Source organism: Variovorax sp. HW608, from assembly GCF_900090195.1.
Classification (GTDB): Bacteria; Pseudomonadota; Gammaproteobacteria; order Burkholderiales; family Burkholderiaceae_C; genus Variovorax.
Genome location: NZ_LT607803.1, coordinates 5,446,491 through 5,471,604, shown reverse-complemented (window position 1 = coordinate 5,471,604; position 25,114 = coordinate 5,446,491). Strand labels below are relative to the sequence as shown.

The following is a 25,114-nucleotide window of genomic DNA, read 5'->3' as shown; positions in this document are numbered from 1 at the left end:
CTAGATATCCAGCCCGCCGCCGTCCCGCGATGTCGGCAGGCGGCCCCGGGCTTCTTCCTCCACCCGGCAGTACTCCCGCAGCTTGACCAGCGCGCGATACAGCGCGTCGCGCTCCGCCGAATCGAGCACGCGCAAGGCCTCCGCCTGGCGCTGGCGCGCGACCGGGATGGCCTCGGCGTGCAGCGCCCTGCCCGATTCGGTGATCGAGCAGAACACCTTCTTGCGTGGTGTGCTGCCCTCGGCGCGCAGCTCGACGTAGCCCCTGTTTTCCAGCAGCTTGAGCGTGCGGCTGACCAGCGCCTTGTCCGAGGTCGACTGCTGCACCAGATCGCTGAAGGCCAGCGTCCCTGCGTGCGCCACGAGCGCCAGCACGCGCCATTCAGACACCGAAAGGCCGAACTGGTCGGCATAAGGCAGCGTGACGATGCGCCGCAGGGCGTTGCCCACCTGGCTCATCATGGTCGTGATGAAGGCGTCGACGGTGAGGCCGGTCCCGGCCGCGTCGAGTTCGGTCCAAGGCGTTGTCTGGGCGCCGGCCGGCCGGGAAGAGCTGTGGTCAGTCATTGGCGCGCATTGTTCCATGACGGGCGGCGGCCCGATTCGGGGACATCCGTTAATCGAAATTTCCATTGTCAATCCGTGTTTACGGCAAGTTGATGCATCAACAAGCAGGCGGAGAATTCTCTCTCGTTAGTGGATCGCTGTTTCACTAATAAACCAGCGTTTTCTCATGTAGCCAGCCGCCATGCGGGGGACCTTTACCTCCGCATGGTCCTCTCCCAGGAGCCCCCGATGTTCTCGACCCGTCGCCAAGTTCTTCTTGCGGCCACGATGGCGGCTTGCGCCCTGTCCGCCGGACCCGCCGCCTTTGCCGAAGCGGCCTACCCTGCCAAGACGATCAGCGTGATCGTGTCCTACCCGCCGGGCGGCGACACCGACGCGATTGCGCGCCTGTTCGCGGACAAGCTCTCGCAGCGCCTGAACCAGGCGGTGATCATCGACAACAAGCCGGGCGCCGGCGGCGCGCTCGGCAACAACTTCGTGGGCCGCGCCCAGCCGGACGGCTACACGCTGCTGTTCACGCCGAACCCCTTCACCACCGCGCCGCTGGTGATGAAGCTGTCGCCGGGCGCCAGCTACGACGTGCTGCACGGCTTCGAGCCGGTGATCAACACCGCGACCCAGCCGCTGGTGCTGGTCGCGAACCCGGCGGTCGGTGTCAAGACGCTGCCGGACCTGATCAAGCTCGCCAAGAGCGGCAGGCAGGTGACCTACGCCAGCCCGGGTGCCGGCTCGCCGATGCACATCGTGGGCGAGTGGCTCAACAAGGCCGCCGACGTGAAGCTCACGCACGTGCCGTACAAGGGCGTCGGCCCGTCGGTCACGGACGTGGTGGCCGGCCATGTGGATACTGCCTGGGTCACCATCGGCGCGGTGCGCGCCTACCTGGAAAACGGCCGCCTGATCCCGCTCGCGATCGGCGATGCGCAGCGCTCCAAGCTCGCGCCGAACGTGCCGACGCTGGTCGAGCTGGGCTACAAGGACGTGGTCGTCGGTTCGTGGAACGGCTTCTTCGCGCCCAAGGGCACGCCGGGGCCAGTCGTGAAGATGCTCAACGAGAACCTCAACGAGATCCTCAAGCAGCCTGAAGTAGCCGAGAAGCTGGCCGTGTTCGGCGCGCTGCCCGCGGGTGGACCGGCGGACAAGCTGGGCAAGATCAATGCGAGCGACTACACGGTGATGGGCAAGGTCATCAAGGACCTCGGAATTTCCGCAGAGTAAAGCTCGTCCCAGGCTGCGCGCACTTCGAGGTGAATATGAAGAATCCCCCTGAGATTTCTACTGCTGGCGCTTCGACCTTGGGTGCGGACATTCCGCAGGTCACTGCACGCGCCAAGGTGCTCGGTCGCGCGATGTATGCGGGCGATATCAAGCTGCCGGGCATGCTGCACGGCAAGGTGCTGCGCAGTCCTTATCCGCATGCGCGGATCGTGTCGATCGATGTGTCGGAAGCGCTCGCGCTGCCGGGCGTGAAGGCGGCGCTGACGGGCACCGATGCGCCGCGCGCGATGTGGGGCGTGCATCGCAAGGAGAGGCGCATCCTCGCCGAAGGCATCGTTCGCTTCGCGGGCGAGGAAGTGGCCGCGGTGGCCGCGACGACGGAGGAGATCGCGCGCGATGCGCTGGACCTGATCCGCGTCGAGTACGAGGAACTGCCCGCGATCCTCACGCCCGAAGAGGCAATGGACGAGGAAGCGCCCGGCGTGCATCCGGGGCGCAACAACATCTCGCACGAGATCCGCTTCGAGCGCGGGGACGTGGATGCGGGCTTCGCGTCCGCGCACGTCATCCACGAGGCCACCTACGACACGCACGCGCAGTACCCGGGCTATCTGGAGCCGATGGGCACGGTCGCGAACATCGACCCGGAAGGCCGCCTGGTCGTCTGGACCTCGACGCAGTCGATCACCCAGGCGCGCCTCCGGCTCGCCGCGGCGCTGGAGCGGCCGATCTCGAGCATCCGCGTGATCCAGGCGACCACCGGCGGCGGCTTCGGCGGCAAGATGGTGGAAGACGCCAACAACCTCATCGCCGGCCTGCTGGCGGTGAAGACCGGCAAGCCGGTGCGGGTGGTCAACAACCGGCTCGAAGACTTTCTCGCCTGTTGCTCCAGCGTGCCCGAGCGCATCACGCTCAAGCTGGGCATGGACCAGGGCGGGATCATCGTCGCGAAGGAGGTTCGCATCGTTGCCGAGTGCGGCGCGTATTCGGGCCTCTCCGCCGAGGTGATGCACGTCAGCGCGATGCGCAGCGACAACATGCATCGCAACCCCAACGTGCGCTCGCACGCCACGCTGGTCTACACCAACAACCCGCCGCACGGCGCGTTCCGCGGCTTCGGCGGCACGCAGATGCAGTTCGCGCTCAACAGCCACATCCACACGATGGCCGGCATGCTCGGGCTCGATCCGGTGGAGATCCACAAGCGCAACGCGATCCGCAAGGGCGAAGTCTCGATCCACGGCTGGGAGATCGGCAGCACCGGCCTCGTCGAGTGCATCGACCAGGCGACGCAGGCGCTCGACTGGGAAGCCAGGCGCAAGGCGCCGAAGGACGGCCCGAAGAAGCGCGGCGTCGGCATGGCGGCCGCGATGCACGTGAGCGGCAACCGCACCATCGGCAACTGGGACGGCTCCACGGTCGTCGTCAAGATCAACGAGGACGGCCGCCTTTTCATCATGAGCGGCGAATGCGACATGGGCCAGGGCGCGATGACCATGCTGAGCCAGGTGGTCGCGCACGAGCTCGACCTGCCGCTCGCGCATGTGCTGGTGCTGCAGCCGGACACCGACACCTCGCCGATCGCGATCGGCTCGCTCGCCTCGCGCGTCACCATCGCGGCCGGCAATGCGGCGATCGTGGCGGCGCGCATGGCACGCGACAAGCTGTTCGCGCTGGCATCGAAGCAATGGAATGTGCCGGCCGAGCAGCTCACACTCGCGGGCGGCGCGGTCTTCGTGGCCGATGCGCCCGAGCGCCGCGCGACCATCGCCGAACTCGCCAGGCTCCATGTCTGGACCCACGGCGGCGAAGGCATCCAAGTCAGCGGCACCTGGGACGCCAAGACCGTCATGCACGACGACAAGGTCTACGGCAACATCGCGCCGGCCTACTCCTTCGCCGCGCAGGCGGTCGAGGTCGAGGTCGACACCGAGACCGGCCAGGTCACCGTGCTCGACAGCTACGTCTCGGACGACTGCGGCAAGGCGCTGAACCCGATCGCGATCCACGGACAGACCAACGGCGCGACGGTGCAGGCCATCGGCTGGGCGCTCTACGAGCAGCTCCAGCTCGACAACGGCCGCCTGATGAACGGCAACTTCGCCGACTACACGATGGCGACCGCCGAAGCGGTGCCGCTGTTGCGCGGTGGCTTCGTCGAATCGAACGACCCGAACGGCCCCTACGGCGCCAAGGGCGCGAGCGAGACGGCGATCCTGCCCGGTGCGCCGGCCATCGCCAACGCGGTGTTCGACGCCGTCGGCGTGCGCATCACCGAGCTGCCGATCACCCCCGAAAAGATCCTCGCCGCCCTGCGCGCGAAGCAAGAGGAGGCGCTTCATGCGTGACTTCGACTATCTCGAACCGACCAGCGTCGACGAAGCCAGCCGCATGCTCGGCGACCTCGGCGACGAATGCCGCGCGATCGCGGGCGGCACCGCGCTGATGCTCGGCATGCGCCAGCGCATGCTGAGCCCCACGCACCTCGTTTCGCTCGCGCGCATCGAGGCGCTGCGCGGCATCGACTTCGATCCGCGCAAGGGCCTCACCATCGGCGCGCTCTCGCGCCATGCGGACGTCGCGAACTCGGCCATCGTGCAGAAGCACTACCCGGTGCTCGCGAGCATGGCCTCGCGCGTGGCGAACCCGCAGGTGCGCAACCAGGGCACGATCGGCGGCAACCTCTGCTATGCCGACCCGTCCACCGATCCGCCGGGCTGCCTGATGGCGCTCGATGCGCAAGTGGTGCTCGGCAGCGCGCGCGGCGAGCGCGTCCTTGGCATCGAGGAATTCCTGGTCGACTACTACGTGACCGCGCTGGAGACCGACGAGATGGTCGTCGAGATCCGCGTGCCGCCGCTCGCGGCCGGCACCGACGGCGTGTACACGCGCTTCCTGCGCACCGCGGCCGAGCACCGGCCGCTCGCCAGCGTGGCCCTGGTTGCGCAGCGCCACGGCCGGCTCTGCCGCGAAGCGAAGCTCAGCGTCGGCGCCTCGACGCCGATTCCGACCCGCCTGCGGCGCGCCGAAGCCTTCCTCGAGGACCGCATGGTCACGCCCGAGGTCGTGGCCGAAGTGGCCGACATCGTGGCCGCCGACATCGCGCCGGTGTCGGACGCCCGCGGCTCGGCGGACTTCCGCCGCGACATGGTGCGCGTCGTCGCGCGCCGCACGGTGGCCGAACTCTTCGGCCTGTGAAATGAAGCCCACCCCCGTTGCTTGCTCACTTCGTGTAGCCGCCTCCCCCCTCAAGGGGGCGCGCCCAGCGGCCCGGCAAAGCCGGTTCCGCGGGTGCCCTGGACTGTGCTGCGTCAGTGTCGTGGGTCATGAGTCGCGCGAAAGCGCAATGGAGAATTGAAATGAGCCAACACCGCATCGAATGCACCGTGAACGGCGAGGCGCAGAGCGTCGAGGTGCCGGCGCGCCGACTGCTGTCGGACTTCCTGCGTGACGACCTGCACCTCACCGGCACCAAGCGCGGCTGCGAGACCGGCATCTGCGGCGCCTGCTCGGTGCTGGTGGATGGCGAAGTCGTCAAGTCCTGCCTCAAGCTCGCCGTGCAGGTGCAGGGCTGCGATATCAGGACCGTCGAGGGCCTCGCCGACGGCGACCGGCTGCATCCGCTGCAGGAGAGCTTCATGCAATGCGGCGGCCTGCAATGCGGCTACTGCACGCCGGGCTTTCTCATGACCTCGTGCGCGATGCTCGAGAGCAACCCTGAGCCGACCGCCGACGAAGTGCGGCACGGCCTCACCGGCAATCTGTGCCGCTGCACCGGCTACACCCAGATCGTCGAATCCATCCTGAACGCCGCGGAGAAGATGCGTGGAAATTGAAAAGACACTGACCGTCGCTGCCCCGCCGCAGCGCGTATGGGCCCTGCTGCTCGATCCGCAGGTGATGGGCGGCTGCGTGCCGGGCATGAAGTCGATCGACGTGGTGAGCGACGTCGAGTACGTCGCGCTGATGCACGTGAAGATCGCCTTCATCAACGCCAAGTTCCGGCTCCGCACCACCATCGTGGAGCAGCGCGCGCCGAGCTACCTGCGCGCCGAAGGCACGGGCGAGGATGCGTCGGTCGCCAGCTCGCTGAAGCAGCAGAGCGAGATCTTCCTCACGCCGACCGCGGAAGGCGGCACCGAGCTGCGCATCAAGGTCAACGTCGACGTGCTCGGCCGCCTCGGCACCTTCGGGCTCAGCGTGATGAAGACCAAGGCCGACCGGATGTGGGAAGAGTTCGGCGCGAACCTTGCCGCGCGCATCGACGGAGGTGCGGTGCCGGCGGCACCGGCACCAGCGCCCAAGGCGGCGCCCGCCACCGCGCGCAAGCCCGCGCCGCAGGTGGTGCACGAAGCGGCCTCGGCCGTCGCGCCGGTTCTTTCCGACTGCGGCAGGCCGGTCGATGCCGCGCGCCCGCACGTCGCGGCGACGCGCACGACGAGCACGCACGAACGGGAACGGGAGCGGGAACCCGAAGCCGGCTGGTGGTCCCGCCTGCTCGGCGTGCGCAACGGCCGCTCCGCCAACGGCATGACGACGGATCGCTCGATCCGCATCGAGATCCGCCAGCGCGACAAGACGATCCACATCGAATGGCCGCTCGAAGGCGCGGACCAGTGCAAGGACTGGCTGCGAGAACTGCTCGCGAAGTGACGACGCGGCCGCTATGATGAGTCCGGCGCCGCAAGCATCGACCCCGGTCGGTGCACACGGCGCCACACGTCGCTCGGACGGTTCCGGGCGCTAACGTCAAGGAAACTCTTCATGTCATCCCCAGGCACGCGCCGCTTCGCGCGTATCGATCGCCTTCCCCCCTACGTCTTCAACATCACTGCCGAGCTCAAGCTCGCGGCTCGCCGGCGCGGCGAGGACATCATCGACATGAGCATGGGCAACCCCGATGGGGCGACCCCGGCGCACATCGTCGCCAAGCTGACCGAAGTCGCGCAACGGACGGACACGCATGGCTATTCGTCGTCCAAGGGCATCCCCAGGCTGCGCCGCGCCATCGCCCACTGGTATCGCGAGCGCTACGACGTCGAGATCGACCCGGAAAGCGAGGCCATCGTCACCATCGGCTCCAAGGAAGGGCTCGCGCACCTGATGCTCGCGACGCTCGATCGCGGCGACACGGTGCTGGTGCCGAACCCGAGCTACCCGATCCACATCTACGGCGCCGTGATCGCGGGCGCCGACATCCGCTCGGTGCCGATGGACCCGGATGTCGACTTCTTCGCCGAACTCGAAAAAGCGATCCGCGGCAGCTATCCCAAGCCGAAGATGATGATCCTCGGCTTTCCGTCGAATCCGACCGCGCAGTGCGTGGAGCTGGACTTCTTCGAACGCGTGATCGCGCTGGCGCGCAAGCACGAGATCCTGGTGGTGCACGACCTCGCCTATGCCGACATCGTGTTCGACGGCTGGAAGGCACCGTCGATCATGCAGGTCGAGGGCGCGAAGGACGTCGCGGTCGAGTTCTTCACCCTCTCCAAGAGCTACAACATGGCCGGCTGGCGCGTCGGCTTCATGGTCGGCAATGCCGAGCTGGTCGCGGCCCTGGCGCGCATCAAGAGCTACCACGACTACGGCTCGTTCACGCCGGTGCAGGTGGCGGCGATCGCGGCGCTCGAAGGCGACCAGCAATGCGTGCGCGAGATCGCCGGGCAGTACCAGCGCCGGCGCGACGTGCTCTACAAGGGCCTCATGGAGGCCGGCTGGCTGGTGGAGCGGCCCAAGGCGTCGATGTACATCTGGGCGAAGATCCCCGAACCCTACCGCTCGCTCGGCTCGCTCGAATTCGCCAAAGAGTTGCTGGCCAAGGCCAAGGTGTCGGTGTCGCCGGGCATCGGATTCGGCGACCTGGGTGACGACTACGTGCGCTTCGCGCTGATCGAGAACGAGTCGCGCATCCGGCAGGCGGTGCGGGGCATCAAGGCCATGTTCAAGGCGGATGGCCTGGTGAAGCCGGCTGCGGCCCCTGCGGCCGGCTGAACGGCGCGGCGGGTCCTGCGCCCGCCTGCGGCGGTATCAGGCCGCCGTCGCCGTCATGCCCGCCTGCGGCGCGCTGCGCTCGCGCAGCCACAGGATCAGGCCGCAGATGAACACGACCAGCTGCGTGCCGATCAGCATCGCGAAGCCGGCGAAGAAGCCCGAGGCCGAGCTGCCCGCCGTGCCCGCGCCGCCCGAGAGCGCAGCGATCACCGCCCCCATGAAGGCCGGCATGAAGCCCGCCACCAGGCTGCCCGTGCCGTTGACCACGCCGAAGGCGCTGGCCACGTGCTCGGGCCGCGAGCAGTACTGCACCGTGCTCGGGATCGCCGGGCTCATCAGGCCCCAGCAGAAGTTGGCCGCAATGAGCGAATAGGCGGCGACGTAGCGGTCCTGCGCGCTGATCGCCAGCAGCACCGACAGCGCCACGCCGACGCTCGCGCCCATGAAGATGAAGGGCACGTGCAGCCGCTCGATCCTGTCGATGATCACGCCGCCCAGCAGCACCGCGAGCACCGTCGCGTACTGGGGCAGCGATGCGAGCCAGCCCATTTCGCGCAGCGAGAAGCCGCGCGCTTCCTTGAGGTAGGCCGGCAGCCAGTTGCTGCCGCCCCAGAGATAGGCCAGCATGGCGGACGTCATCACCGTGATGAGCACGAGATGCCGCGTGTGCAAGGCGCCGCGCGCGATGCCCGCCACCTTGGCCATCGCCTCGCCGAAGGAACGCGGCTTGGCCTGGTTCACGTACGAGGCCGGCATGCGCACGAAGGCGACCACCAGCGGAATGCCCAGCAGGATGTTCAGGAGGCCCAGCACGTGGAAGGAGGTATCCCACGCATAGCTGGCCAGCAGATAGCCGACGAAGGGATAGCCCACCGCGAGCCCCAGCCCGGTGCCCATGTTGACGAAGGAGTTCGGCTTGCCGTTCTCGCGGTCCTCGTAGTGCGCCTTGATGTAGGACGAGGCCAGCGAGAACAGCGGCCCTTCGGAGACGCCGAGCAGGATGCGCGACGCGAGCAGCATGCCGTAGCCCGTGAACCAGGGCGTGACGAAGGTCACCACGCCCCAGAGGACGAGGCCCATGATCAGGCTTTTTCGCACGCCGAACAGCGCCGCGCAGAACGGCGTCAGCACGAAGGCCGAGACGCCGTAGCCGACCATGAAGGCGGTCGCGAGCAGGCCCTGGCTGACCCGGTCGGAGGCGGCGATGCCCATGTGGCCGAGGAAGGCCGGGTCGGTGATCAGGACCGCGATGTTGATGCGGTCGACGTAGGAGATGGCGACGATCACGAACAGCGTGATCACGCCGTACCAACGAAATTGCCTGGCTTGCATCGCTTGCTCCGGCTCAGATATCCAGGACCAGCGGGCCGCGCTTGCAACCGGAAACGCAGATCATGATGGTCTTGTTGGCAGCCTGTTCGGCCTTGGTCAGTATGCCGTCGCGATGGTCGATCTCGCCCGAGACCACCTTCGTTTCGCAGGCGCCGCAGACGCCTTCCTTGCAGCTGTGGTCGGGGCTCAGGCCGGCATCGATCAGGCTGTCGAGGATCGACTTGCCCGGCGGCACTTCGACCGACTTGCCGCTCTTCGCGCATTCGACGACGAAGGCCTCGCTCGCCGCCGGCGCTTCGACATGCGCCGCCGCGAAGCGCTCGATGTGCGCATGCGGCAAGCCGAGCTGCTCGCAGGCCTTCTCGAAGCTGTCGAGCATCGGCGTCGGGCCGCAGCAGTAGTAGTGGCTGTCGGCGCCCTTGCCGGCCAGCAGCTCGGCGAGCTTGGGCGGCGCGCCCTTCTCGTCATCGAAGTGCCAGGTGAGCTGCACCGACTTCTCGGCCGCCAGCGCGCCGATCGCCTCGCAGAAGGCAGCTTCCTTGCGGGTGCGCGCGCAGTAGAGCATCTCCACCGGCCTGCCGATCGCCACGAGGCGCTGCAGCATGCACCAGATCGGCGTCACGCCGATGCCCCCGGCCACCAGCACCGAGCGCTCGGCGCCCTCTTCGAGCTTGAAGTTGTTGCGCGGCGCCGAGATCGGCAGCGTCATGCCCACGCGCAACTGCTGGTGCACGTAGCGCGAGCCGCCGCGGCTCTTGCGGTCGTTGAGCACGCCCACCACGTAGCGCTGGCGGTCGCTCGAAGGGTTGCACAGCGAGTAGCTGCGCACCAGGCCGTTGGGCAGGTGCAGGTCGATGTGGGAGCCGGCCTCGAAGGCGGGGAAATCCACGTCCGGCGAAGCCGGGCGGAACTCGACGCTGACGATGCCGTCGGCTTCATAGCGCATCGTGTGCACCAGGGCGTTCAGCGTGGGGGAAGACATGGCGGGAACCTCGAAGAAACGATTCAGTTGGCGGTGCGCAGGTCGACGTCGAGCCGCGCGAAGGCGTCGATCTCGACGCGGAGTTCGGGAAACACCAGCGCGCTGACCGCGACCAGGGTGGAGGCCGGGTAGGCGCACTCCGGCAGCTGCGCGAAGAAGTCGCGCCGGGCACGCCCGACCTCGTCCTTGTCCGCGATGTCGGTCACGTACACCACGAGCTTCACGATGTTGTGGATGCCGCCCCCTGCCGCTTCGAGCAGGGCCTGCACCTTGCGCAGCACCACCAGCGTCTGCTCGTAGGCGCCGAGCGGCCGGCCCGCCTGCGCGGCGTCGCGCGTCGCGGGATGCGCCGTCTGCCCCGACAGCACCACCTCCTGGCCGACGACGAGCGCGTTGGACCAGATGGCATGCGGCAGATCGGGCACGGCCTCGCAGGCGACGCGGCGCACGGGCATGGCGGCCTGGGTGGTCATGCGGACTGCGAGGCGGCTTCGATCTGCTGCCGCGCGAGGCCACGCAGGTGGCGGCGCAGGCGCACGATGCCCAGGTCGTGCTGGTAGAGCTGCTCGTGCTGGTTGGCATCGGGCTCCATGTTCTCGATCAGCACGCGGTCCTGCTCGAGCACGTGCCAGTGGCGCGCTTCGAGGCGGTTCTTGTAGAGGAAGCGCCAGGTATCGCGCTCCCAGCCCTTGGGCAGCTTGCGCACGCGCCAGTGGAAGGCGCACGACAGCGTCGGCGAGATCGGCGTGTAGCTGCCGACGATGATGAAGTTGCCGCCCGGGCCGCCGGTCTTCGGGTACGGGATCTCCAGGCGCATCCAGTGCACGCCGGTGTCGGCCCACTCGGTCCAGTCGAAGTTGACGTTGCGCTGGCCTTCCTTCTCGAACACGAAGCCGGTGTCGGTCGCGCGGATGCCGAACTTGGCCTTCGAATCGCCTTCGGCCATCGAGTGCGACTGCTTGTGCAGGAAGGTGCCGTGCATCGGGTCCATCACGTTGTCGAGCACGTAGCGGTAGTCGCCCTTCCACTCCGCGTAGCAGAGGAAGTGCGAGTACTCGTCCTCGTTGGTGAGCTGCTCGGGCAGCACCAGCGGCGGCGGCGTCTCGACATCGTCCTTCGAGTTGTAGAGCCACACCGCGCCGGCCTTCTCCTGCACGTGGAAGAAGCGCGTCGCGTGCGAGCCTTCGAGCTTGCAGCCCGGGCTGCCGGGCACCTTGGTGACCACGCCGTCGCAGCGCACTTCGACGCCGTGGTAAGGGCACGAAAGGCGATCGCCCAGGATCACGCCCTGCGACAGCGGCGCACCGCGGTGCGGGCAGCGGTCTTCGAGCGCATGCAGCTTGCCCGCGTGGTCGCGCCAGAACGCGAACTTGCGGCCGAGCCGGCGCAGCGAAACCGGCCGTTCCTTGATGAGGCTCGACGGGCAGATCGGATACCAGAGGTCCTTGAGGCCAACTTCGAGCAGTTGGTCGACGGGATCGACTTGGATGGGAATGGTCGTCATGGTGGGTTCCTCGAATGAAGAATGAATGTCGGGCGGATCAGTTGCCGAGCGCGGCGATCTCTTCGCGGTAGATGGCCTCGGTCCAGAGCTGGCCGCTCGGGCTCGTGATGCCATCGCGATTGAGCGCCTCCACCAGACCCGTCAGGTCATGGACACCTGCGGCATAGGCGCGCTCGATCGCGTCGCCGAGCAGGTCCTCGTAGGTGGTGGGGGTGCGCGTGCGCGCCTGATGCGGTTCGAGAATGCGGTCGGTCATGGTTCGCTCCATCTGGGTTTAATAGGACGTGCGTAAGGGTTGCGTTCGGCGCGGCCTCACTGGCCGCCGTTGCGTACGCGCTCGCGGATGCGTTCGCGCACGGGGACGAAGTCGTAGGTCGGGTAGCACTCGGTGCTGAACACGCCCCACGCACGTCGTTCGAGTTCGAGGTTCACCAGCGGCAGCTTCTCGGGCGGCAGCTCCAGCGTCAGGATCTGGCCCAGCCCCATCGCCACCGTCCACGAGACGATGCGCGTGCCTTCCGGCGGGAACGACTCCCACCAGTCGCTGGCCTTCATGCGCGATTGCACGTCGTCCAGCGTGAGGCCGGGGTGATGCTTCATCACGATCGTGAGAAGCATCGTCGGCGAAGCGGCGGCTGCGGTGCTCATGCTCTGCTTGTCTCCTTGGCTCTTCGGTCTATTCGGCGACGATGTTGCGCGCCTTGATGATCTGGGCCCAGACCTTGGTCTCGTCGCGCATCGCGGCGGCGAACTCGGCCGGCTTCATGGTCGAGGCGGTCATGCCCTGCGCCTGCAGGCGCTCGCGCACCTCGGGCTGCGCCAGCATCTCGGCCGCGTCCTTCGCGAGCTGCTCGACCACGGCCGGCGGCGTGCCGGCGGGCGCCAGCAGGCCATACCACGAGGTCACGTTCACGCCCTGGATGCCCTGCTCCGCCAAGGTCGGGATCTCGGGCGCCACCGGCGTGCGCCTGGTATCGGTGATGCCCAGTGCGACCAGCTTGCCGCTCTTGATGAACTGCAGCGTGCCCGGCAGGTTGCTGAACATCAGCGGCACCACGCCGCCCAGCACGTCGTTGAGCGCCGGCGCCGTGCCCTTGTACGGCACGTGTATCAGGTCGACGCCGGCCTGCTGCTTGAAGAGCTCGCCGGCCAGATGCAGGCCGCTGCCGACGCCCGGCGACGCATACGACAGGCTGCCCGGCTTGGCCTTGGCCTGTGCGACGAGGTCCTTCGCGCTCTTGATGCCCGCACCCGGCGCGGCCACGAGCACGTTGGGCGCCTTCGCCAGCATCGTGACCGGCACGAAGTCCTTCTCGATGTTGAACGGGAAGTTCGGCATCAAGGTCGGGTTGATCGTCAGGTTGCCGGCCGGCACCACCAGCAGCGTGTGGCCGTCGCCCTTGGCGCGCTTGACCCGGTCCATGCCGATGTTGCCCGCCGCGCCCGCGGCGTTGTCGACCACGGCCACCTGGCCGTAGCGCTTGGCGAGGCCGTCGGACAGGATGCGCGCCAGCGTGTCGACGGGCCCGCCCGGCGGGAACGGCGAGACGATCGTGAAGCGATCGCTGCCGAGCTGCTTCTGTGCTTCGGTCTGCGCATACGCCGACGTCAGGGCCCCCAGGGCCAGCAGCGTGGTGCCGAGCAGGCGAAACATGGAAGTACGGCGATTCATGGTCATGAGCTTCATTTCTTCTCGGTCAAGAACTTGCCTTCGGGCCCTTGCACGTTCTTCTGGCGGCGGGTATTGCCGTCGAGGCCGCCTTCGACCGCCCACTCCGCGAACACGGTCGGGCCGGGCTCGAATTCGCGCGGCTGCCAGTCGCCGGTGAGCTGGTCTTCGTCCGCGTAGTACTCGATCAGGCCGCCGGCCGGGTTCTTGAAGTACCAGAAGTAGGCCGACGAAATCGGGTGGCGGCCGGGGCCGAGCTGCGTCTCCCAGCCCTTGCGCGAGAAATGCAGGCCGCCGCCGAACACCTCGTGGATGTCGCGCACGGTGAAGGCCACGTGGTTGAGGCCGCGCTTGCCCGAGGGAAGCTGCAGCAGGAACAGGTCGTGGTGGCCGCCGTCCGGCGCGCAGCGCATGAAGGCGCCGCGGTTCGGGTAGCTGTCGGAGCCGACGAAGCCGAAGCGCTCGGCATAGAAGGCGCTGGTGCCCTTCACATCGCTGACGAAGAAGACCACGTGGCCCACTTCGATCGGCGTCGCGCGTTCGTAGATCGGCGCCGGCTGGTCGATGCGCTGCTTGGCGTTCCAGGTGTTCATCGCGCCGCACTCGACCTCGACCGCACGCTTGCGCGAGACCTGCAGGCGCACCGCGAGGCCGTTCGGGTCGATGCAGCCGATGCGGCGTGCGCCCTCGACCTTGGCGTCGATGAAGCCCGGGTCCTTGGCGATCGCGGCGGCATAGCGGTCGAGGTCGGCGTCGTTCTCGACGCCCCATACCACTTCGAGCAGGGTCGGGCCCTCCTCCATCGCGACCGGCAGGCCCGGCTTGCCGAGCGCGGCGACCACCACGCGGCAGCCGTTCAGGCACTCGAAGACGAGCTCGTCGGCGGCCTCGGACTTCAGGGCGAGGCCCCAATCCTGGAAGAAGGTGCGACAGACGGTGAGGTCATCTGCCCCGTAGGTGATCTGGTCAATGCCCAAGACGCTCATTTCGTTCTTCCTGTCAGTTCGCCCACGGCAGGGGCTGCTCGTTGGTGCCCCAGTACATGCTCTTCTGCTCCATGTACTGGAAGATGCCTTCGCGGCCCTTCTCGCGGCCCAGGCCGCTGTCGCGCCAGCCGCCGAACGGCGTCGAGACCGAGAACTGCTTGTAGGTGTTGACCCAGACGGTGCCCGCCTGCACCGCGCGGCCGAGCTTCCAGGCGCGCTTGAAGTCGCGGCTCCAGACGCCGGCGGCCAGCGCGTAGACGCTGTCGTTGGCCTGCGCGATCAATTCTTCCTCGCGGTCGAAGGGCATCGCGACGAGCACCGGGCCGAAGATTTCCTCCTGGGCAATGCGTGCGTTGTTGGTCAGGCCTTCGAGGATGGTCGGCGTGTAGAAGTAGCCCTTGTCGAGCCCATTGCCGTGCGGGCGCACGCCGCCGGTGCGGATGTGCCCGCCCTCGGAGACACCGAGTTCCACGTAGCGCTCGATGCTCTCGCGGTGACGCGCGGTGATCAGCGGTCCCATCTGCGTGCGCTCGGAAGCCGGGTCGCCCACTCGCAGCGCATTGGCGCCTTCGACCAGGTGCGTAAGGAACTCGTCGTAGATGTCGCGCGCCACGAACAGCCGGGAGCCGGCGATGCACGATTCGCCCGAGCTGCTGAAGATGCCGTAGAGCACGCCCTTGACCGCGTGGTCGAGGTCCGCGTCCTCGAGCACCATGGTCGGCGACTTGCCGCCGAGTTCGAGCGACACCGGCATCATCTTGTCGGCCGCGATGTGCGCGATGTGCTTGCCGGTGGTGGTGCCGCCGGTGAAGGACACGCGCTTGACCAGCGGGTGCTTGGTGATCGCGTCGCCGATGACCGAGCCCTTGCCCGGCAGCACGCTCACGATGCCCTTGGGCACGCCGGCTTCTTCGCAGATGCGGGCCAGTTCGAGCGCCATGACGGGCGTGACTTCGGCGGGCTTGACGACCACCGCGCAACCCGCGGCGAGGGCCGGCGCCAGCTTCTGCGCCTCGCTCGCGATCGGCGAGTTCCACGGCGTGATCGCGGCGACGACGCCCATCGGCTCGTGCACGCTCATCGTGACGAAGGGGCCGCGCGAAGGCGTGATGGTTTCTTCGAGCGTCTCGAGCGCGGCAGCGAAGAACTGGAAGGTGCCGGCGGCGCTGGCGACCAGGGCGCGCGTCTCGTTGATCGGCTTGCCGTTGTCCAGGCGCTGCTTCTGCGCCAGGGTCTCGGCCTCGGCGCGGATCAGGTGCGCCACGCGGTGCAGCACGGCAGCGCGCTCGTGCGGCAGCTTCTGCGCCCAGCCGCTTGTGCGGAAGGCATGGTCGGCACGGGTGATGGCTTCTTCGACATCGGCCAGGCTCGCGGCCCTCAGGCGCGCGATCGGCTCGCCGGTCGCCGGATAGAGGCTCTCGTAGACATCGCCGCCGCCCAGGCGCCATTCGCCGGCAACGTTGATGGGGAGAAGTTCGGAGGAAATCATGGGTGGCTCGCTTCCGGGCTTCAGATCGTGAGGGGCGCGACTCTGTTGCGCAGCGCGCGCACAGCGCTGTAGACGGTCAGCGCCGAGGTCTTCGGGTTGGCTGCCAGCGGCTTGTTGCGCATGGTCAACTCGAAGTTGCCGAACGCGCCCTCGGCTTCGACGGTGTGGACGTTCTCGGCGACCGTCGGGTCGGCGATCAGGCGCACGCTGGTGCGATCGAGGCCGAGGCCGGCGAGGGACACGGTCGCCGCGACGTTGGCGTTCTTCGGATAGAGCGTCGCGGCTTCGCGCGCGCTGCCCTCGAAGATCACGGTGGCGCCGGTCAGCGCGCCGAGATCGCGGCCCTGCTCGGCCGGCGTGCCCTTCCAGGCGTGCGGCGGCTTGCGGCCGGTGTAGCGCACGCTGTCGAGCCCGCCGATGCGGGCCGCGGCCAGCGCATCGATGGCGCCGATCGCGCCGGCAATCAATTGCACCTGCGTCTTGCCGGCGACCGCCGCGGCTTCGAGCTTCTCGGCGAAGCCCTGCGCCGAAAGCGCGCCGACGGAGGCCACGACGCAAGGCGTGCCGCGCTGCAGCGCGGGCAGCACATGCGCCTCGATCGCGGCATGGCCTGCGGCTTCGACCACGAGATCGATGCCATCGGCCGGTACCGCCGACACCACCTGCGCGCCGGGCGCGAGCCGCGCGGCCACGTCCTTCGTGGCCGCGAAGGCCTCGGCGGGCACGACGATGGCGGCCACCGACAGGCCAGCGTCTTCGCGCAGCAGTTCGAGCGCCGCGGTGCCGATGGCGCCGCAGCCGATCAGAGCGATGCGAACGGTCATTGCCGGTGCCCCGCTCACTTGCCGCCGCCGAGCGCGGGGATCTGCGTGATCTTGTTGGTCGGCGGACCCGCGAAGGTGCTCTTGAAGCTGCCGATCGAGAGCATATCGATCTCGAGCAGGAACGGGCCGTCGGTCGACAGCGCTTCGTCCAGGCGTGCGGGCAATTGGTCGAGGCCGGTCACGCGGGCATGCGGCAGCGCGATCGACTTGCACAGCAGGTCGTAGTCGGGCGTGTGCAGTTCGGCGTAGCAGCGGCGGCCGCCGTACTGCACGTCCTGGATGTTCTTGATGACGCCGTAGCTCTTGTCGTTCATGAGCACGATCACCATCGGGGCCCTCTCCTGCACCATGCAGGCGAGCTCGCCGAGGTTCAGGATGAAGCCGCCGTCGCCGGCCAGGCAGAAGGTCTTGCGGCCCGAGCCGGTGACTGCCGCACCGATCGCGGCGCCGATCGCCATGGGCATGCCCTGGCCGATGCCGCCGCCGGTGGCGTGCACGCCGGCGCTGGGTTCGAAGATGCGCAGCTCGCGGTTGCCCCAGGTGCTGTTGGAGACGGTCACGTCGCGCACCCAGTTGAAGTTGCGGCCGGCGGCCGTCTGGAGCTGGCGCACGAGTTCGGCGTAGGGTCCGAGGCCGTCACGCAGCGACGCGACCGCTTCGTCGTGGGCCGCGCGCAGGTCGCTCAGCAGCTTCGGATCGGCCTTGTACTTGGCGGCTTCGAGGCGGTCGGCCAGGCCTTCGAGCGCGAGGGCCGAGTCACCGCAGACGAAGGCGTCGGTCGTGTAGCAGCGGCCTTCGACGGCGCCGTCGGCGTCGACGCGATAGAGCGGACGCGGGAGCTTGAGCTCGTACTTCAGCGTTTCGTTGCCGCGCAGGCGCGAGCCGACGACGAGCATCGCGTCGCAGGTCTGGTAGAAGTTCTCGACCGGCTTCTGGATGTTGTAGGCGCCGAGCGAGCCCGGATCGTCCTCGGGCACCGTGCCGCGGCCTTGCGTGGTGGTGACGACGCCGAAGCCGAGCTTCTGCAGGCGCTTGATGGCCGCGCCGGCGTGGCGGGCGCCGCCGCCGACCCACAGCAGCGGGCGCTTGGCCTTCGCGAGGTTCGCGGCCAGCGCGTCGAGCCCGGCCTTGGAGGGCACGGCCGCCTCGATCGGCAGCGGCGAGAGGTCTTCCGGCATCGTGACGAGCGCGGACTGGATGTCGATCGGGATCTCGACGCTGACCGGGCCGGTCGGCGCCGTGAGCGCGACCTGCACCGCGCGCTTGAGCGTGCCGAGCACGTTCTCGACGCTGCGCACGCGGAAGGCGGCCTTCGAGACGGCCTTGAGCATGGTGAGCTGGTCCGGTGCCTCGTGGATGTACGACATGCCCTTGTCGATGTAGGGCGTCTCGATCTGGCCGGTGATGTGCAGCACCGGAGCGCCTGCGGTCAGCGCCTCGACCATGCTGCCGGCGATGTTCCCTGCGGCCGGGCCGGTGCTCGTGACCGCCACGCCGAGGCTGGCGGTCGAACGCGCATAGGCGTCGGCCATGTTGCCCGCACCCGCTTCGCCGCGCGCCGAGATGAAGCGGATCGCGCCGCGCTGGGCGAAGGCATCCAGGATCGGCATGTTGTGGATGGAGATGACGCCGAACGCAGCCTTGACGCCGCACTGTTCGAGGAAGGCCGCGACGACTGCGCCGACGGTGACTGTGGGTTGCATATCAGTTCTCACTGGATCTTTGTGGGAAGGAGCGCTTCAACTCGCGCGGCCGAGGCGGGGGACACCGCGGATCCGGCTTTGCCGGGCCGCTGGTGTCGCCCCCTCGAGGGGGTGCAGAAGCCACACGAAGTGGGCAAGGCTGGGGGTGGGCTCATGCATTTCGGGAATGGCCTCCGGAGATATCTATGTGGGCACCCGTCGTATACGAAGCGAGGGGCGAAGCGAGGAAAAGGATGGCGCGCGCGGCTTCGATCGGAAGTCCGAGGCGGCCCATCGGGATGTGCTTGGTCCTGGCGAGCTGGCCGCTCCAGGTCGGCCAGTCCTGCGACTTGTCTTCGCGCGCCTCGAAGCGGCGGCGCCACTGGCCCGACTCGACGAGGCCGATGAGGATGCCGTTGACGCGCACGCCCTGCGGCGCGAACTCGGTGGCCATCGAGCGCACGAGGTTCAGCAGGCCCGCGCGTGCGGCCGAGGTGGCGACCATGTGCGGCTCGGGCTGGCGCGCGAGCAGCGAGTTGGCGCAGACGATGGCCGCGTCGCCGAGCACCACGCGCTGGGCCACGAGCTGCGGCAGGAAGGCGCGCGTCGGGTTGATGACCGAGAAGAACTTGAGGTGCAGTTCCTCCATCCACGCCGAATCCTCGGTGTTGGCGAAGGTGCTGACGCGCCCCTGCCCCGCGTTGTTGATGAGCATCGACGCGGCGCCGAGCGCGGCCTCGCTCTCGGCGGCGAAGCTCTGCACCGATGCGGCGTCGAGCACGTCGCAGGTGCGGGCGAACAGTTCGGCCTGCGGGAACCTGGCGCGCAGGCCGGCCACCGCACCGTCGAGGCGCTCGGCATTGCGGCCGCACAGCGCGACCGAGGCGCCGCATTCGACCAACTGCTCCACCGTCGCAAGGCCGATGCCCGAGGAGCCGCCGGTCACGACCGCGACGCGGCCTGCGAGCGCATCGGGCGCGAAAAAGGGGGTGGAGATCGTGGGCGTGGTCATGATCGTCTCAGGCGCGGCCGCCGTTGCGCAGCGGAACCACCTTGGCCGAGGCGGCGGGCGAATAGTTCAGGAGGCCGGAGATGGCGTCGGCGGTGTCGCGCACGCGCCGGACCATTTCGTCCATGCGGTTCTCCTCGATGTGGCCGGAGGTGATGGTCGCGCCCAGCGCCGCCACGATGTGGCCGCTGTGGTCGCGCACCGGCGCGGCGATGGTGGAGATGTTCGATTCGAAGAAGCCTTCGCCCAGCACGTAGCCGCGCGTGCGGTCGGCCTGGACCATGTCGAACAGCTCGGTGACCGTCTTCGGCGTGCTCGGCGAGAAGGTCTCCAGCCGCTCCTCGGGATAGAGCGCGCGCAGTTGCGGCAGGCTCAGGTCCTCGAGCAGGATGCGGCCGAGCACCGTGGCGTGTGCGGGCAGGCGCGTGCCGACCGTGACCGAGCTGGCGAACGGCGTCGGCGGCGCGACCTTGGCGACGTAGACGATCGAACGGCCGTCGCGCACCACGAGGTTGCAGGGCGTGCGCAGGTCCTCGCAGAGGCGCTGCAGCAGCGGCGTGCCGAGCTGCGTGAGTTCGAGCGACGCCAGGTACTCGAAGCCCAGGCGCAGCACCGCGAGGCCGAGGCGGTAGTCGCGGCCGCCTTCGGCCTTTTCGAGGAAGCCCATGTTCTCGAGCGTCGTGAGCAGGCGGAAGACCGTCGAGCGCGGCAGGTCGAAACGGCGCGCGAGTTCGGGCGCGGACAGCGTGCGGTTCTCGCGGCTGAATTCGCACAGCACGCGAAGGCCGCGCTCCAGCGCCGGAACGTTGTACCGGTCGGCGCCCTCTTCGATCACTTCATTGCCAGGGGTGGTCATAGGTCTCTGGTTCTGTTGCTTGTTGTTCGGCTCAGGCCGCCAGGGCTTCGCGCAGCAGGGGCGCCACCACGGCAGGCCGCTCCACATAGCTGGCATGGCCCGCGCCGGGGAGCAGCTCGAGCGCGACGCCGCATCGGCGCGCGACTTCTTCGCAGGCGGCCGGCGTGGTGACCACGTCGAGCTCGCCGCAGGCGACGCGCACCGGCATCGCGGGCGGCAGGTCGGCCAGCAGGTCGGCGCCGCAGAGCAGTTCGACGGCCTGACGGTACCCGCGGTCGTTCAGGCGCGCCATGTTCCAGCGCACCCATTGGCGCGCGACTTCGCTGGCGTTGTCCGACACCAGGCGGCCCGAGCGATGGGCGGCCATGCCGGCGACGCCGAGTTGGTCGAGCGTGCCGAGCCGTTCGCTGCGAACGCGCTGGCTGGCCTCCGGGCGCGTGCCGTAGCCGGCGGCCGGGCTGATGAGCACCAGCCGGCGGATGCGCGCGGCCAGCGGCGAGCCCGCACGGGCCGCCGAGGCCGCCGTCAGCGCGCCGAGCGAATGACCGACCAGCACGCAGGATTCGATTTCCATCGCATCGAGCAGGCCGAGCAGGCGCTTCGCATAGTCGGCCGCCTTCGGCACGTCTGGCGTGAGCGGCGTCGAGGCGCCGTAGCCCGGTGCGTCCCACGCGATCAGCCGCGCATCCGCTTCGAGCAGCAGCGCCGTATCGAGCCACGACGCGGCACCCGAGCCGATGCCGTGCAGGCACACCAGCGCCGGACCGGCGCCGCATTCGCGCACCGAGACCACGCCGCCGCCCTGCACCGGCACGCTGCGCGCGGGAAAGCGCGCCTCGAGCCGGGCCACTTCGGCCTCGGGCAGCAGGGAGATGTCGGTCACGGCAGCGTCGCTCATCGCAGCACCTCAGCGCTTGATTTTTGCGAGCGGGTGATCCGCGGGATAGGTCGGCGTGATCGGCTTCTTGGCGCCGAGCATCACGCACATCAGCGCGTCTTCGTCGCCGATGTTGATCTCTTCGCGGTACACGCCGGGCGGCACCGACACGACGTCGCGGTCGGTCAGCACGGTTTCGTAGCGCTCGCCTTCGGGCGTGGTCAGCACCAGCTTGAGCTTGCCGCGCATGACGAAGAACACTTCCTCGACGTCGACGTGGATGTGCGGCGGGCCTTCATGGCCGGCCGGGATGACCATCGTCGAGAAAGTGAAGTTCTCCGCCGGGATGGTGTGAACGTCGCTCGCCACGCCGGTGCCGCCGGTGCCGATGTAGCGCATCTGCGCACGGCGGAACTTGGGGTCGTAGTCGGCCTGGAACTTGAGGGCGTTCCAGTCGTACTTGCGGGTCGAGAAACGTGCGATGCGGGTGGTCATCCACTCCTCGAAGCTCGCGCCTTCGGGGCGAGCCCAGCTCGCTTGTTCGTTGTCGACGTTCTTTTGCTCGGACAGATCGCTCATCAGGTACTCCTTGGTCGAAAAAATCAGTGCATGACGAAGCCGCCGTTGACGGCCAGCAGTTGGCCCGTCACGAAGCGCGACAGGCCGGACAGGCCGAACAGCACCGCGCCGCAGACGTCCACCGCCTGCTGCTCGCGCGGAATCGAGCGGCCTTCGAGATATTTCTGGTGCCGTGCCATCGGCACGTATTCGGTGGCCTCCACCAGCGTGAGGCCCGGCGCCACGGCGTTGACCGTGATGCCGTCGCCACCCCACTCGCGCGACAGCGAGCGCGTCATGGAGATGACCGCACCCTTGCTCGATGCGTAGGCCAGCAGGTTGGGCGCGCCCCACAGCGCGGTGTCGGACGCGAGGTTGACGATCGCGCCGCGGCCGCTGCTGGCGAGCGCAGGCTGGCAGGCGCGGCTCATGAGCCAGGTGCCGCGCACATTGACGTTCATCACGCGGTCCCACATCTCGATCTCGAGCGCGTGGGCATCGCGGCCGCCGGAATTGGTGATCGCGGCGTTGTTCACCAGGCCGTCGAGGCCGCCGAGCAGGCGCACCGCCTCGTCGGCGCCGGCGCTGATCGATGCCGGGTCGGACAGGTCGATCGCCAGCGCATGCGCGTTGAAGCCCGCGTCGCGCAGCGCCTCTGCCTCGGTCTGCGCGAGGTCCGCCAGGATGTCGGCCAGCACCACGCTGGCGCCGGATCGGGCGATGCACTTGGCAAACGCCAGGCCCAGGCCGCGTGCGGCGCCGGTCACGAGCACGCGGCGGCCCTTGAGCAGGTCGGCCGGCAGTTCGGCGAGCAGCGCATCCAGGCTGGCGGGATCGGCGGTGGTGTTCACAGCAGCGGTCATGGTGTTCAGTCGGCCTGGATGCCCAGTTCCTTGATGATTCGCCCGAAGCGCTCGAAATCCGAGGCGTTGGTCTTCGCCAGCGTTTCGGGCGTGCCGCCGAGCGGCAGTGCGCCGAGCGTCGCCATGCGCGCCACCACGTCGGGCATCCTGATGATTTCGTTGAAGTGGGCGTTGAGCGTCTTCACGACTTCGGGCGGCATGCCCTTGGGCCCGAAGAGGCCGTGCCAGGCGGTGATCTCCACGTCCTTCACGCCCAGTTCCTGGAAGGTGGGCACGTTCGGCGCGAGCGGCGAACGCTGCTTGTCGGCCACGGCCAGCACGTTCAGCTTGCCGCCCTGCAGGTACGGATCCACCGGGCCCAGCGTGATGTAGGTCAGCGGCACGTGCCCGCCCAGCACGTCGTTGATGGCGGGCGCGACGCCCTTGTACGGCACGTGCGCCAGCTTGAGGCCGGTGGCCTTGTTGACCATCTCGCCGAGGATGTGCATGGGGGAACCGCTGCCCGGGCTGGCGAAGCTCAGTTGCTGCGACTTCGCGGCGGCCGTGAGGTCCTTGAAGCTCTTGATGCCGGAGGCCGAGCTCGACACCAGTGCCAGCGGCAAGGTGCCGGTCTGGATGACCGGGGTGAAGCCGTTCAGCACGTCATAGCCGCCCGAGCCGGTCTTGAGCACGAGCTGCGCGATGGAGAAAGTGCTCGGCGCGAACAGCAGCGTGTAGCCGTCGGCCGGCGCCTTGGAGACGAGGCTGCTGCCGATGACGCCGCTGGCGCCCGGCTTGTTGTCGATCACGACGGCCTGCCCGATGCGGGTGGAGAGCTTCTCGGCGTAGAGGCGGATGAGCGCATCGGTGTCGCCGCCGGCCGGGTAGGCCACCACGATGGTGATCGGCTTGCTCGGATAGCTTTGCGCCCAGAGCGGGCCGGCGCCGGTGGCGGCCGCCAGCGACAGGGCGAGGGTCAGGGCTTGGCGACGTGTCTGCTTCATCATGGTGGTCTGCAATCCGTACGAGGTTGAAACTGAAAACCGGCCTCCACTCCGGATGCAGATCAGCGGGTCGGGACGCCCGCCTTGTTTGCTCCGGATTCGTTTCACTAATAAAACAGTGATCTATTGGTGAAACGATGGAAGGAGAATATGACGAAATCCATTGGCAGACATAGGTAAAAACCCTAGGCATTACCTCTGCTTACAGCCCGAAGCCTCTTCGGTTCAGCGGCGGCTCGCCCGGCGCGTGCCTGCACCCGAGGGGCTGAAGGGCACCTGACTTCGGCCGCCCGGAGAAACCCCGAGCGCGCAGACGGCTGTTCGACAGCTTCGCTTCCTACGATGAGCCGGACGCAACCCGCCCACTTCCGGAGACACCCATGACCTCAGCCACTCTGGCGCCGGGGAACACCGCGCCTCGCCACGGCACATCCAAACTCGGCGCCGTGCTGCGCGTGACGAGCGGCAACTTCCTCGAGCAGTTCGACTTCTTCCTGTTCGGCTTCTACGCCACCTACATTTCCAAGGCCTTCTTCCCGGCCAGCAGCGAATTCGCCTCGCTGATGCTGACTTTCGCGGTGTTCGGCGCCGGCTTCCTGATGCGGCCGCTCGGCGCGATCGTGCTCGGCGCCTACATCGACAAGGTCGGCCGGCGCCAGGGCCTGATCGTGACCCTGGGCATCATGGCCAGCGGCACGGTGCTGATCGCCTTCGTGCCGGGCTACGCCACGATCGGCCTCATCGCGCCGGTGCTCGTGCTGCTCGGGCGGCTGCTGCAGGGCTTCTCGGCGGGCGCCGAGCTGGGCGGCGTGTCGGTCTATCTCTCGGAGATGGCGACGCCCGGCCACAAGGGCTTCTACACCTCGTGGCAGTCCGCGAGCCAGCAGGTGGCGATCGTGCTGGCCGCGGCGCTGGGCTTCGCGCTCAACGAGATGCTCGATCCGGCCGCGCTCTCGGCCTGGGGCTGGCGCATCCCCTTCTTCGTCGGCTGCATGATCATCCCGTGCATCTTCGTGCTGCGCCGCTCGCTGCAGGAGACCGAAGCCTTCCAGGCGCGCAAGCACCATCCGAGCACACGCGAGGTGTTCCAGTCGATGACGCGCAACTGGCGCATCGTGCTGGCCGGCATGCTGCTGGTCGCGATGACGACCACGACCTTCTACCTCATCACGGTCTACACGCCGACCTTCGGCAAGACCGTGCTGCACCTGAGCGCACGCGACAGCCTCGTCGTCACCCTGCTGGTGGCGGTGACCAACTTCATCTGGCTGCCGATCGGCGGCACGCTGTCGGACCGCATCGGCCGCAAGCCGCTGCTGCTGGCGGTGACGGTGCTCGCCATCCTCACCGCCTACCCCGCGATGCACTGGCTCGCCGCGGCGCCGAGCTTCGGCCGGATGCTCGACGTGCTGCTGTGGTTCTCGTTCCTGTTCGGCATGTACAACGGCGCGATGGTGGTGGCCCTGACCGAAGTGATGCCGGTCGAGGTCCGCGTGGTGGGCTTCTCGCTCGCCTACAGCCTCGCGACCGCCGTCTTCGGCGGCTTCACGCCCGCGATCTCGACCTGGTTGATCGAGACCACCGGCGACAAGGCCGCGCCCGCGTACTGGCTTAGCGTGGCCGCCCTGTGCGGGCTGGGCGCGACGCTCGCGCTCTATCGCAAGGGACGCCGGCCGGCCGCTGCGACCGCATAGCGCTCCCCCCCAACGGACACAGGCCGGAGGGAG

Annotated in this window: 25 protein-coding genes; 7 read left to right on the top strand and 18 right to left on the bottom strand. The window is 68.3% G+C overall.

The features are described 5' to 3' along the window. Entirely contained in the window at positions 1-564 is a 564-nt protein-coding gene (locus VAR608DRAFT_RS25885; protein ID WP_231972963.1) for a MarR family winged helix-turn-helix transcriptional regulator, read from the bottom strand. Between the two features lie 228 nt (positions 565-792). Here VAR608DRAFT_RS25885 and VAR608DRAFT_RS25880 point away from each other — a divergent pair, with 228 nt between their 5' ends. From VAR608DRAFT_RS25880 to alaC, 6 genes are all read left to right on the top strand, one after another. After that, the gene (locus tag VAR608DRAFT_RS25880) at positions 793-1,782 is read left to right on the top strand and encodes a Bug family tripartite tricarboxylate transporter substrate binding protein (RefSeq protein WP_088956673.1); all 990 of its coding nucleotides are present in this window, start codon (positions 793-795) and stop codon (positions 1,780-1,782) included. A 35-nt stretch (positions 1,783-1,817) separates the two neighbouring features. Then, positions 1,818-4,130: a xanthine dehydrogenase family protein molybdopterin-binding subunit gene (locus VAR608DRAFT_RS25875; protein WP_088956672.1), complete on the top strand. Its 2,313-nt coding sequence runs from the start codon at positions 1,818-1,820 to the stop codon at positions 4,128-4,130. After that, the gene (locus VAR608DRAFT_RS25870) at positions 4,123-4,980 is read left to right on the top strand and encodes an FAD binding domain-containing protein (protein WP_088956671.1); all 858 of its coding nucleotides are present in this window, start codon (positions 4,123-4,125) and stop codon (positions 4,978-4,980) included. Before VAR608DRAFT_RS25875 ends, VAR608DRAFT_RS25870 begins: the two co-directional genes overlap by 8 nt. 161 nt (positions 4,981-5,141) lie before the next feature. Then, on the top strand, positions 5,142-5,618 hold the full coding sequence (locus VAR608DRAFT_RS25865; RefSeq protein WP_088956670.1) for a (2Fe-2S)-binding protein: 477 nt from the start codon (positions 5,142-5,144) through the stop codon (positions 5,616-5,618). After that, positions 5,608-6,435 carry a CoxG family protein gene (locus VAR608DRAFT_RS25860; RefSeq protein ID WP_088956669.1) on the top strand — a complete coding sequence of 276 codons (828 nt, stop codon included), beginning with the start codon at positions 5,608-5,610 and terminating at the stop codon, positions 6,433-6,435. Before VAR608DRAFT_RS25865 ends, VAR608DRAFT_RS25860 begins: the two co-directional genes overlap by 11 nt. 111 nt (positions 6,436-6,546) lie before the next feature. Then, the gene (gene alaC / locus VAR608DRAFT_RS25855; protein WP_088956668.1) at positions 6,547-7,773 is read left to right on the top strand and encodes an alanine transaminase; all 1,227 of its coding nucleotides are present in this window, start codon (positions 6,547-6,549) and stop codon (positions 7,771-7,773) included. Positions 7,774-7,809: 36 nt separating this feature from the next. On the opposite strand, the gene VAR608DRAFT_RS25850 is transcribed toward alaC, so the two are convergent. From VAR608DRAFT_RS25850 to VAR608DRAFT_RS25770, 17 genes are all read right to left on the bottom strand, one after another. Further along, positions 7,810-9,105, bottom strand: a complete 1,296-nt coding sequence (locus tag VAR608DRAFT_RS25850; RefSeq protein WP_088956667.1) for an MFS transporter — start codon at positions 9,103-9,105, stop codon at positions 7,810-7,812. 13 nt (positions 9,106-9,118) lie between these two features. Then, positions 9,119-10,087 (bottom strand): PDR/VanB family oxidoreductase, encoded by a 969-nt coding sequence (locus VAR608DRAFT_RS25845; protein WP_088956666.1) that lies wholly within the window; start codon positions 10,085-10,087, stop codon positions 9,119-9,121. 23 nt (positions 10,088-10,110) lie between these two features. Beyond that, entirely contained in the window at positions 10,111-10,560 is a 450-nt protein-coding gene (locus VAR608DRAFT_RS25840; protein WP_197700415.1) for a RidA family protein, read from the bottom strand. Beyond that, on the bottom strand, positions 10,557-11,591 hold the full coding sequence (locus VAR608DRAFT_RS25835) for an aromatic ring-hydroxylating oxygenase subunit alpha (RefSeq protein WP_088956665.1): 1,035 nt from the start codon (positions 11,589-11,591) through the stop codon (positions 10,557-10,559). The genes VAR608DRAFT_RS25840 and VAR608DRAFT_RS25835 overlap by 4 nt, the downstream gene beginning before the upstream one ends. 37 nt (positions 11,592-11,628) lie before the next feature. Further along, positions 11,629-11,859, bottom strand: a complete 231-nt coding sequence (locus VAR608DRAFT_RS25830; RefSeq protein ID WP_197700414.1) for a recombinase-like helix-turn-helix domain-containing protein — start codon at positions 11,857-11,859, stop codon at positions 11,629-11,631. Positions 11,860-11,903: 44 nt separating this feature from the next. Beyond that, a complete protein-coding gene (locus VAR608DRAFT_RS25825) occupies positions 11,904-12,239 on the bottom strand; it encodes a hypothetical protein (RefSeq protein WP_088956663.1) in 336 nt (111 codons plus the stop codon). Positions 12,240-12,267: 28 nt separating this feature from the next. After that, positions 12,268-13,263, bottom strand: a complete 996-nt coding sequence (locus tag VAR608DRAFT_RS25820) for a tripartite tricarboxylate transporter substrate binding protein (RefSeq protein ID WP_088958978.1) — start codon at positions 13,261-13,263, stop codon at positions 12,268-12,270. An 11-nt stretch (positions 13,264-13,274) separates the two neighbouring features. Next, positions 13,275-14,246, bottom strand: coding sequence for a VOC family protein (locus tag VAR608DRAFT_RS25815; protein WP_088956662.1), 972 nt, complete (start codon positions 14,244-14,246; stop codon positions 13,275-13,277). A 13-nt stretch (positions 14,247-14,259) separates the two neighbouring features. After that, the gene (locus tag VAR608DRAFT_RS25810) at positions 14,260-15,735 is read right to left on the bottom strand and encodes an aldehyde dehydrogenase (protein ID WP_088956661.1); all 1,476 of its coding nucleotides are present in this window, start codon (positions 15,733-15,735) and stop codon (positions 14,260-14,262) included. Positions 15,736-15,755: 20 nt separating this feature from the next. Then, positions 15,756-16,559, bottom strand: a complete 804-nt coding sequence (locus VAR608DRAFT_RS25805; RefSeq protein ID WP_088956660.1) for an aspartate dehydrogenase — start codon at positions 16,557-16,559, stop codon at positions 15,756-15,758. Between the two features lie 14 nt (positions 16,560-16,573). Further along, the gene (locus VAR608DRAFT_RS25800; protein ID WP_088956659.1) at positions 16,574-18,262 is read right to left on the bottom strand and encodes a thiamine pyrophosphate-binding protein; all 1,689 of its coding nucleotides are present in this window, start codon (positions 18,260-18,262) and stop codon (positions 16,574-16,576) included. A 151-nt stretch (positions 18,263-18,413) separates the two neighbouring features. Then, positions 18,414-19,253, bottom strand: coding sequence for an SDR family oxidoreductase (locus tag VAR608DRAFT_RS25795; protein WP_088956658.1), 840 nt, complete (start codon positions 19,251-19,253; stop codon positions 18,414-18,416). 7 nt (positions 19,254-19,260) lie between these two features. Beyond that, positions 19,261-20,106: an IclR family transcriptional regulator gene (locus tag VAR608DRAFT_RS25790; protein ID WP_088956657.1), complete on the bottom strand. Its 846-nt coding sequence runs from the start codon at positions 20,104-20,106 to the stop codon at positions 19,261-19,263. 31 nt (positions 20,107-20,137) lie between these two features. Further along, positions 20,138-21,004, bottom strand: a complete 867-nt coding sequence (locus tag VAR608DRAFT_RS25785) for an alpha/beta fold hydrolase (protein ID WP_088956656.1) — start codon at positions 21,002-21,004, stop codon at positions 20,138-20,140. 9 nt (positions 21,005-21,013) lie between these two features. Then, positions 21,014-21,562 (bottom strand): cupin domain-containing protein, encoded by a 549-nt coding sequence (locus VAR608DRAFT_RS25780; RefSeq protein ID WP_088956655.1) that lies wholly within the window; start codon positions 21,560-21,562, stop codon positions 21,014-21,016. A gap of 23 nt (positions 21,563-21,585) precedes the next feature. Next, entirely contained in the window at positions 21,586-22,404 is an 819-nt protein-coding gene (locus VAR608DRAFT_RS25775; protein ID WP_088956654.1) for an SDR family oxidoreductase, read from the bottom strand. Between the two features lie 5 nt (positions 22,405-22,409). Continuing rightward, positions 22,410-23,387, bottom strand: a complete 978-nt coding sequence (locus VAR608DRAFT_RS25770) for a Bug family tripartite tricarboxylate transporter substrate binding protein (protein ID WP_088958977.1) — start codon at positions 23,385-23,387, stop codon at positions 22,410-22,412. Positions 23,388-23,767: 380 nt separating this feature from the next. On the opposite strand from VAR608DRAFT_RS25770, the gene VAR608DRAFT_RS25765 reads away from it, so the two are divergent. Next, the gene (locus VAR608DRAFT_RS25765) at positions 23,768-25,081 is read left to right on the top strand and encodes an MFS transporter (RefSeq protein ID WP_088956653.1); all 1,314 of its coding nucleotides are present in this window, start codon (positions 23,768-23,770) and stop codon (positions 25,079-25,081) included. Positions 25,082-25,114: the final 33 nt, after the last annotated feature.

Bases quoted from the DNA above. Each gene is read 5' to 3' on its own strand.
- VAR608DRAFT_RS25795 (WP_088956658.1), bottom strand. From the start codon at position 19,253: ATGACCACGCCCACGATCTCCACCCCCTTTTTCGCGCCCGATGCGCTC.
- VAR608DRAFT_RS25850 (WP_088956667.1), bottom strand. From the start codon at position 9,105: ATGCAAGCCAGGCAATTTCGTTGGTACGGCGTGATCACGCTGTTCGTG.
- VAR608DRAFT_RS25830 (WP_197700414.1), bottom strand. From the start codon at position 11,859: ATGGAGCGAACCATGACCGACCGCATTCTCGAACCGCATCAGGCGCGC.
- VAR608DRAFT_RS25845 (WP_088956666.1), bottom strand. From the start codon at position 10,087: ATGTCTTCCCCCACGCTGAACGCCCTGGTGCACACGATGCGCTATGAA.
- VAR608DRAFT_RS25770 (WP_088958977.1), bottom strand. From the start codon at position 23,387: ATGAAGCAGACACGTCGCCAAGCCCTGACCCTCGCCCTGTCGCTGGCG.
- VAR608DRAFT_RS25885 (WP_231972963.1), bottom strand. From the start codon at position 564: ATGACTGACCACAGCTCTTCCCGGCCGGCCGGCGCCCAGACAACGCCT.
- VAR608DRAFT_RS25835 (WP_088956665.1), bottom strand. From the start codon at position 11,591: ATGACGACCATTCCCATCCAAGTCGATCCCGTCGACCAACTGCTCGAA.
- VAR608DRAFT_RS25805 (WP_088956660.1), bottom strand. From the start codon at position 16,559: ATGACCGTTCGCATCGCTCTGATCGGCTGCGGCGCCATCGGCACCGCG.
- VAR608DRAFT_RS25880 (WP_088956673.1), top strand. From the start codon at position 793: ATGTTCTCGACCCGTCGCCAAGTTCTTCTTGCGGCCACGATGGCGGCT.
- VAR608DRAFT_RS25865 (WP_088956670.1), top strand. From the start codon at position 5,142: ATGAGCCAACACCGCATCGAATGCACCGTGAACGGCGAGGCGCAGAGC.
- VAR608DRAFT_RS25775 (WP_088956654.1), bottom strand. From the start codon at position 22,404: ATGACCGCTGCTGTGAACACCACCGCCGATCCCGCCAGCCTGGATGCG.
- VAR608DRAFT_RS25870 (WP_088956671.1), top strand. From the start codon at position 4,123: ATGCGTGACTTCGACTATCTCGAACCGACCAGCGTCGACGAAGCCAGC.
- VAR608DRAFT_RS25785 (WP_088956656.1), bottom strand. From the start codon at position 21,004: ATGAGCGACGCTGCCGTGACCGACATCTCCCTGCTGCCCGAGGCCGAA.
- VAR608DRAFT_RS25820 (WP_088958978.1), bottom strand. From the start codon at position 13,263: ATGAATCGCCGTACTTCCATGTTTCGCCTGCTCGGCACCACGCTGCTG.
- VAR608DRAFT_RS25875 (WP_088956672.1), top strand. From the start codon at position 1,818: ATGAAGAATCCCCCTGAGATTTCTACTGCTGGCGCTTCGACCTTGGGT.
- VAR608DRAFT_RS25815 (WP_088956662.1), bottom strand. From the start codon at position 14,246: ATGAGCGTCTTGGGCATTGACCAGATCACCTACGGGGCAGATGACCTC.
- VAR608DRAFT_RS25810 (WP_088956661.1), bottom strand. From the start codon at position 15,735: ATGATTTCCTCCGAACTTCTCCCCATCAACGTTGCCGGCGAATGGCGC.
- VAR608DRAFT_RS25780 (WP_088956655.1), bottom strand. From the start codon at position 21,562: ATGAGCGATCTGTCCGAGCAAAAGAACGTCGACAACGAACAAGCGAGC.
- VAR608DRAFT_RS25790 (WP_088956657.1), bottom strand. From the start codon at position 20,106: ATGACCACCCCTGGCAATGAAGTGATCGAAGAGGGCGCCGACCGGTAC.
- VAR608DRAFT_RS25800 (WP_088956659.1), bottom strand. From the start codon at position 18,262: ATGCAACCCACAGTCACCGTCGGCGCAGTCGTCGCGGCCTTCCTCGAA.
- VAR608DRAFT_RS25840 (WP_197700415.1), bottom strand. From the start codon at position 10,560: ATGACCACCCAGGCCGCCATGCCCGTGCGCCGCGTCGCCTGCGAGGCC.
- VAR608DRAFT_RS25825 (WP_088956663.1), bottom strand. From the start codon at position 12,239: ATGAGCACCGCAGCCGCCGCTTCGCCGACGATGCTTCTCACGATCGTG.
- VAR608DRAFT_RS25765 (WP_088956653.1), top strand. From the start codon at position 23,768: ATGACCTCAGCCACTCTGGCGCCGGGGAACACCGCGCCTCGCCACGGC.
- alaC (WP_088956668.1), top strand. From the start codon at position 6,547: ATGTCATCCCCAGGCACGCGCCGCTTCGCGCGTATCGATCGCCTTCCC.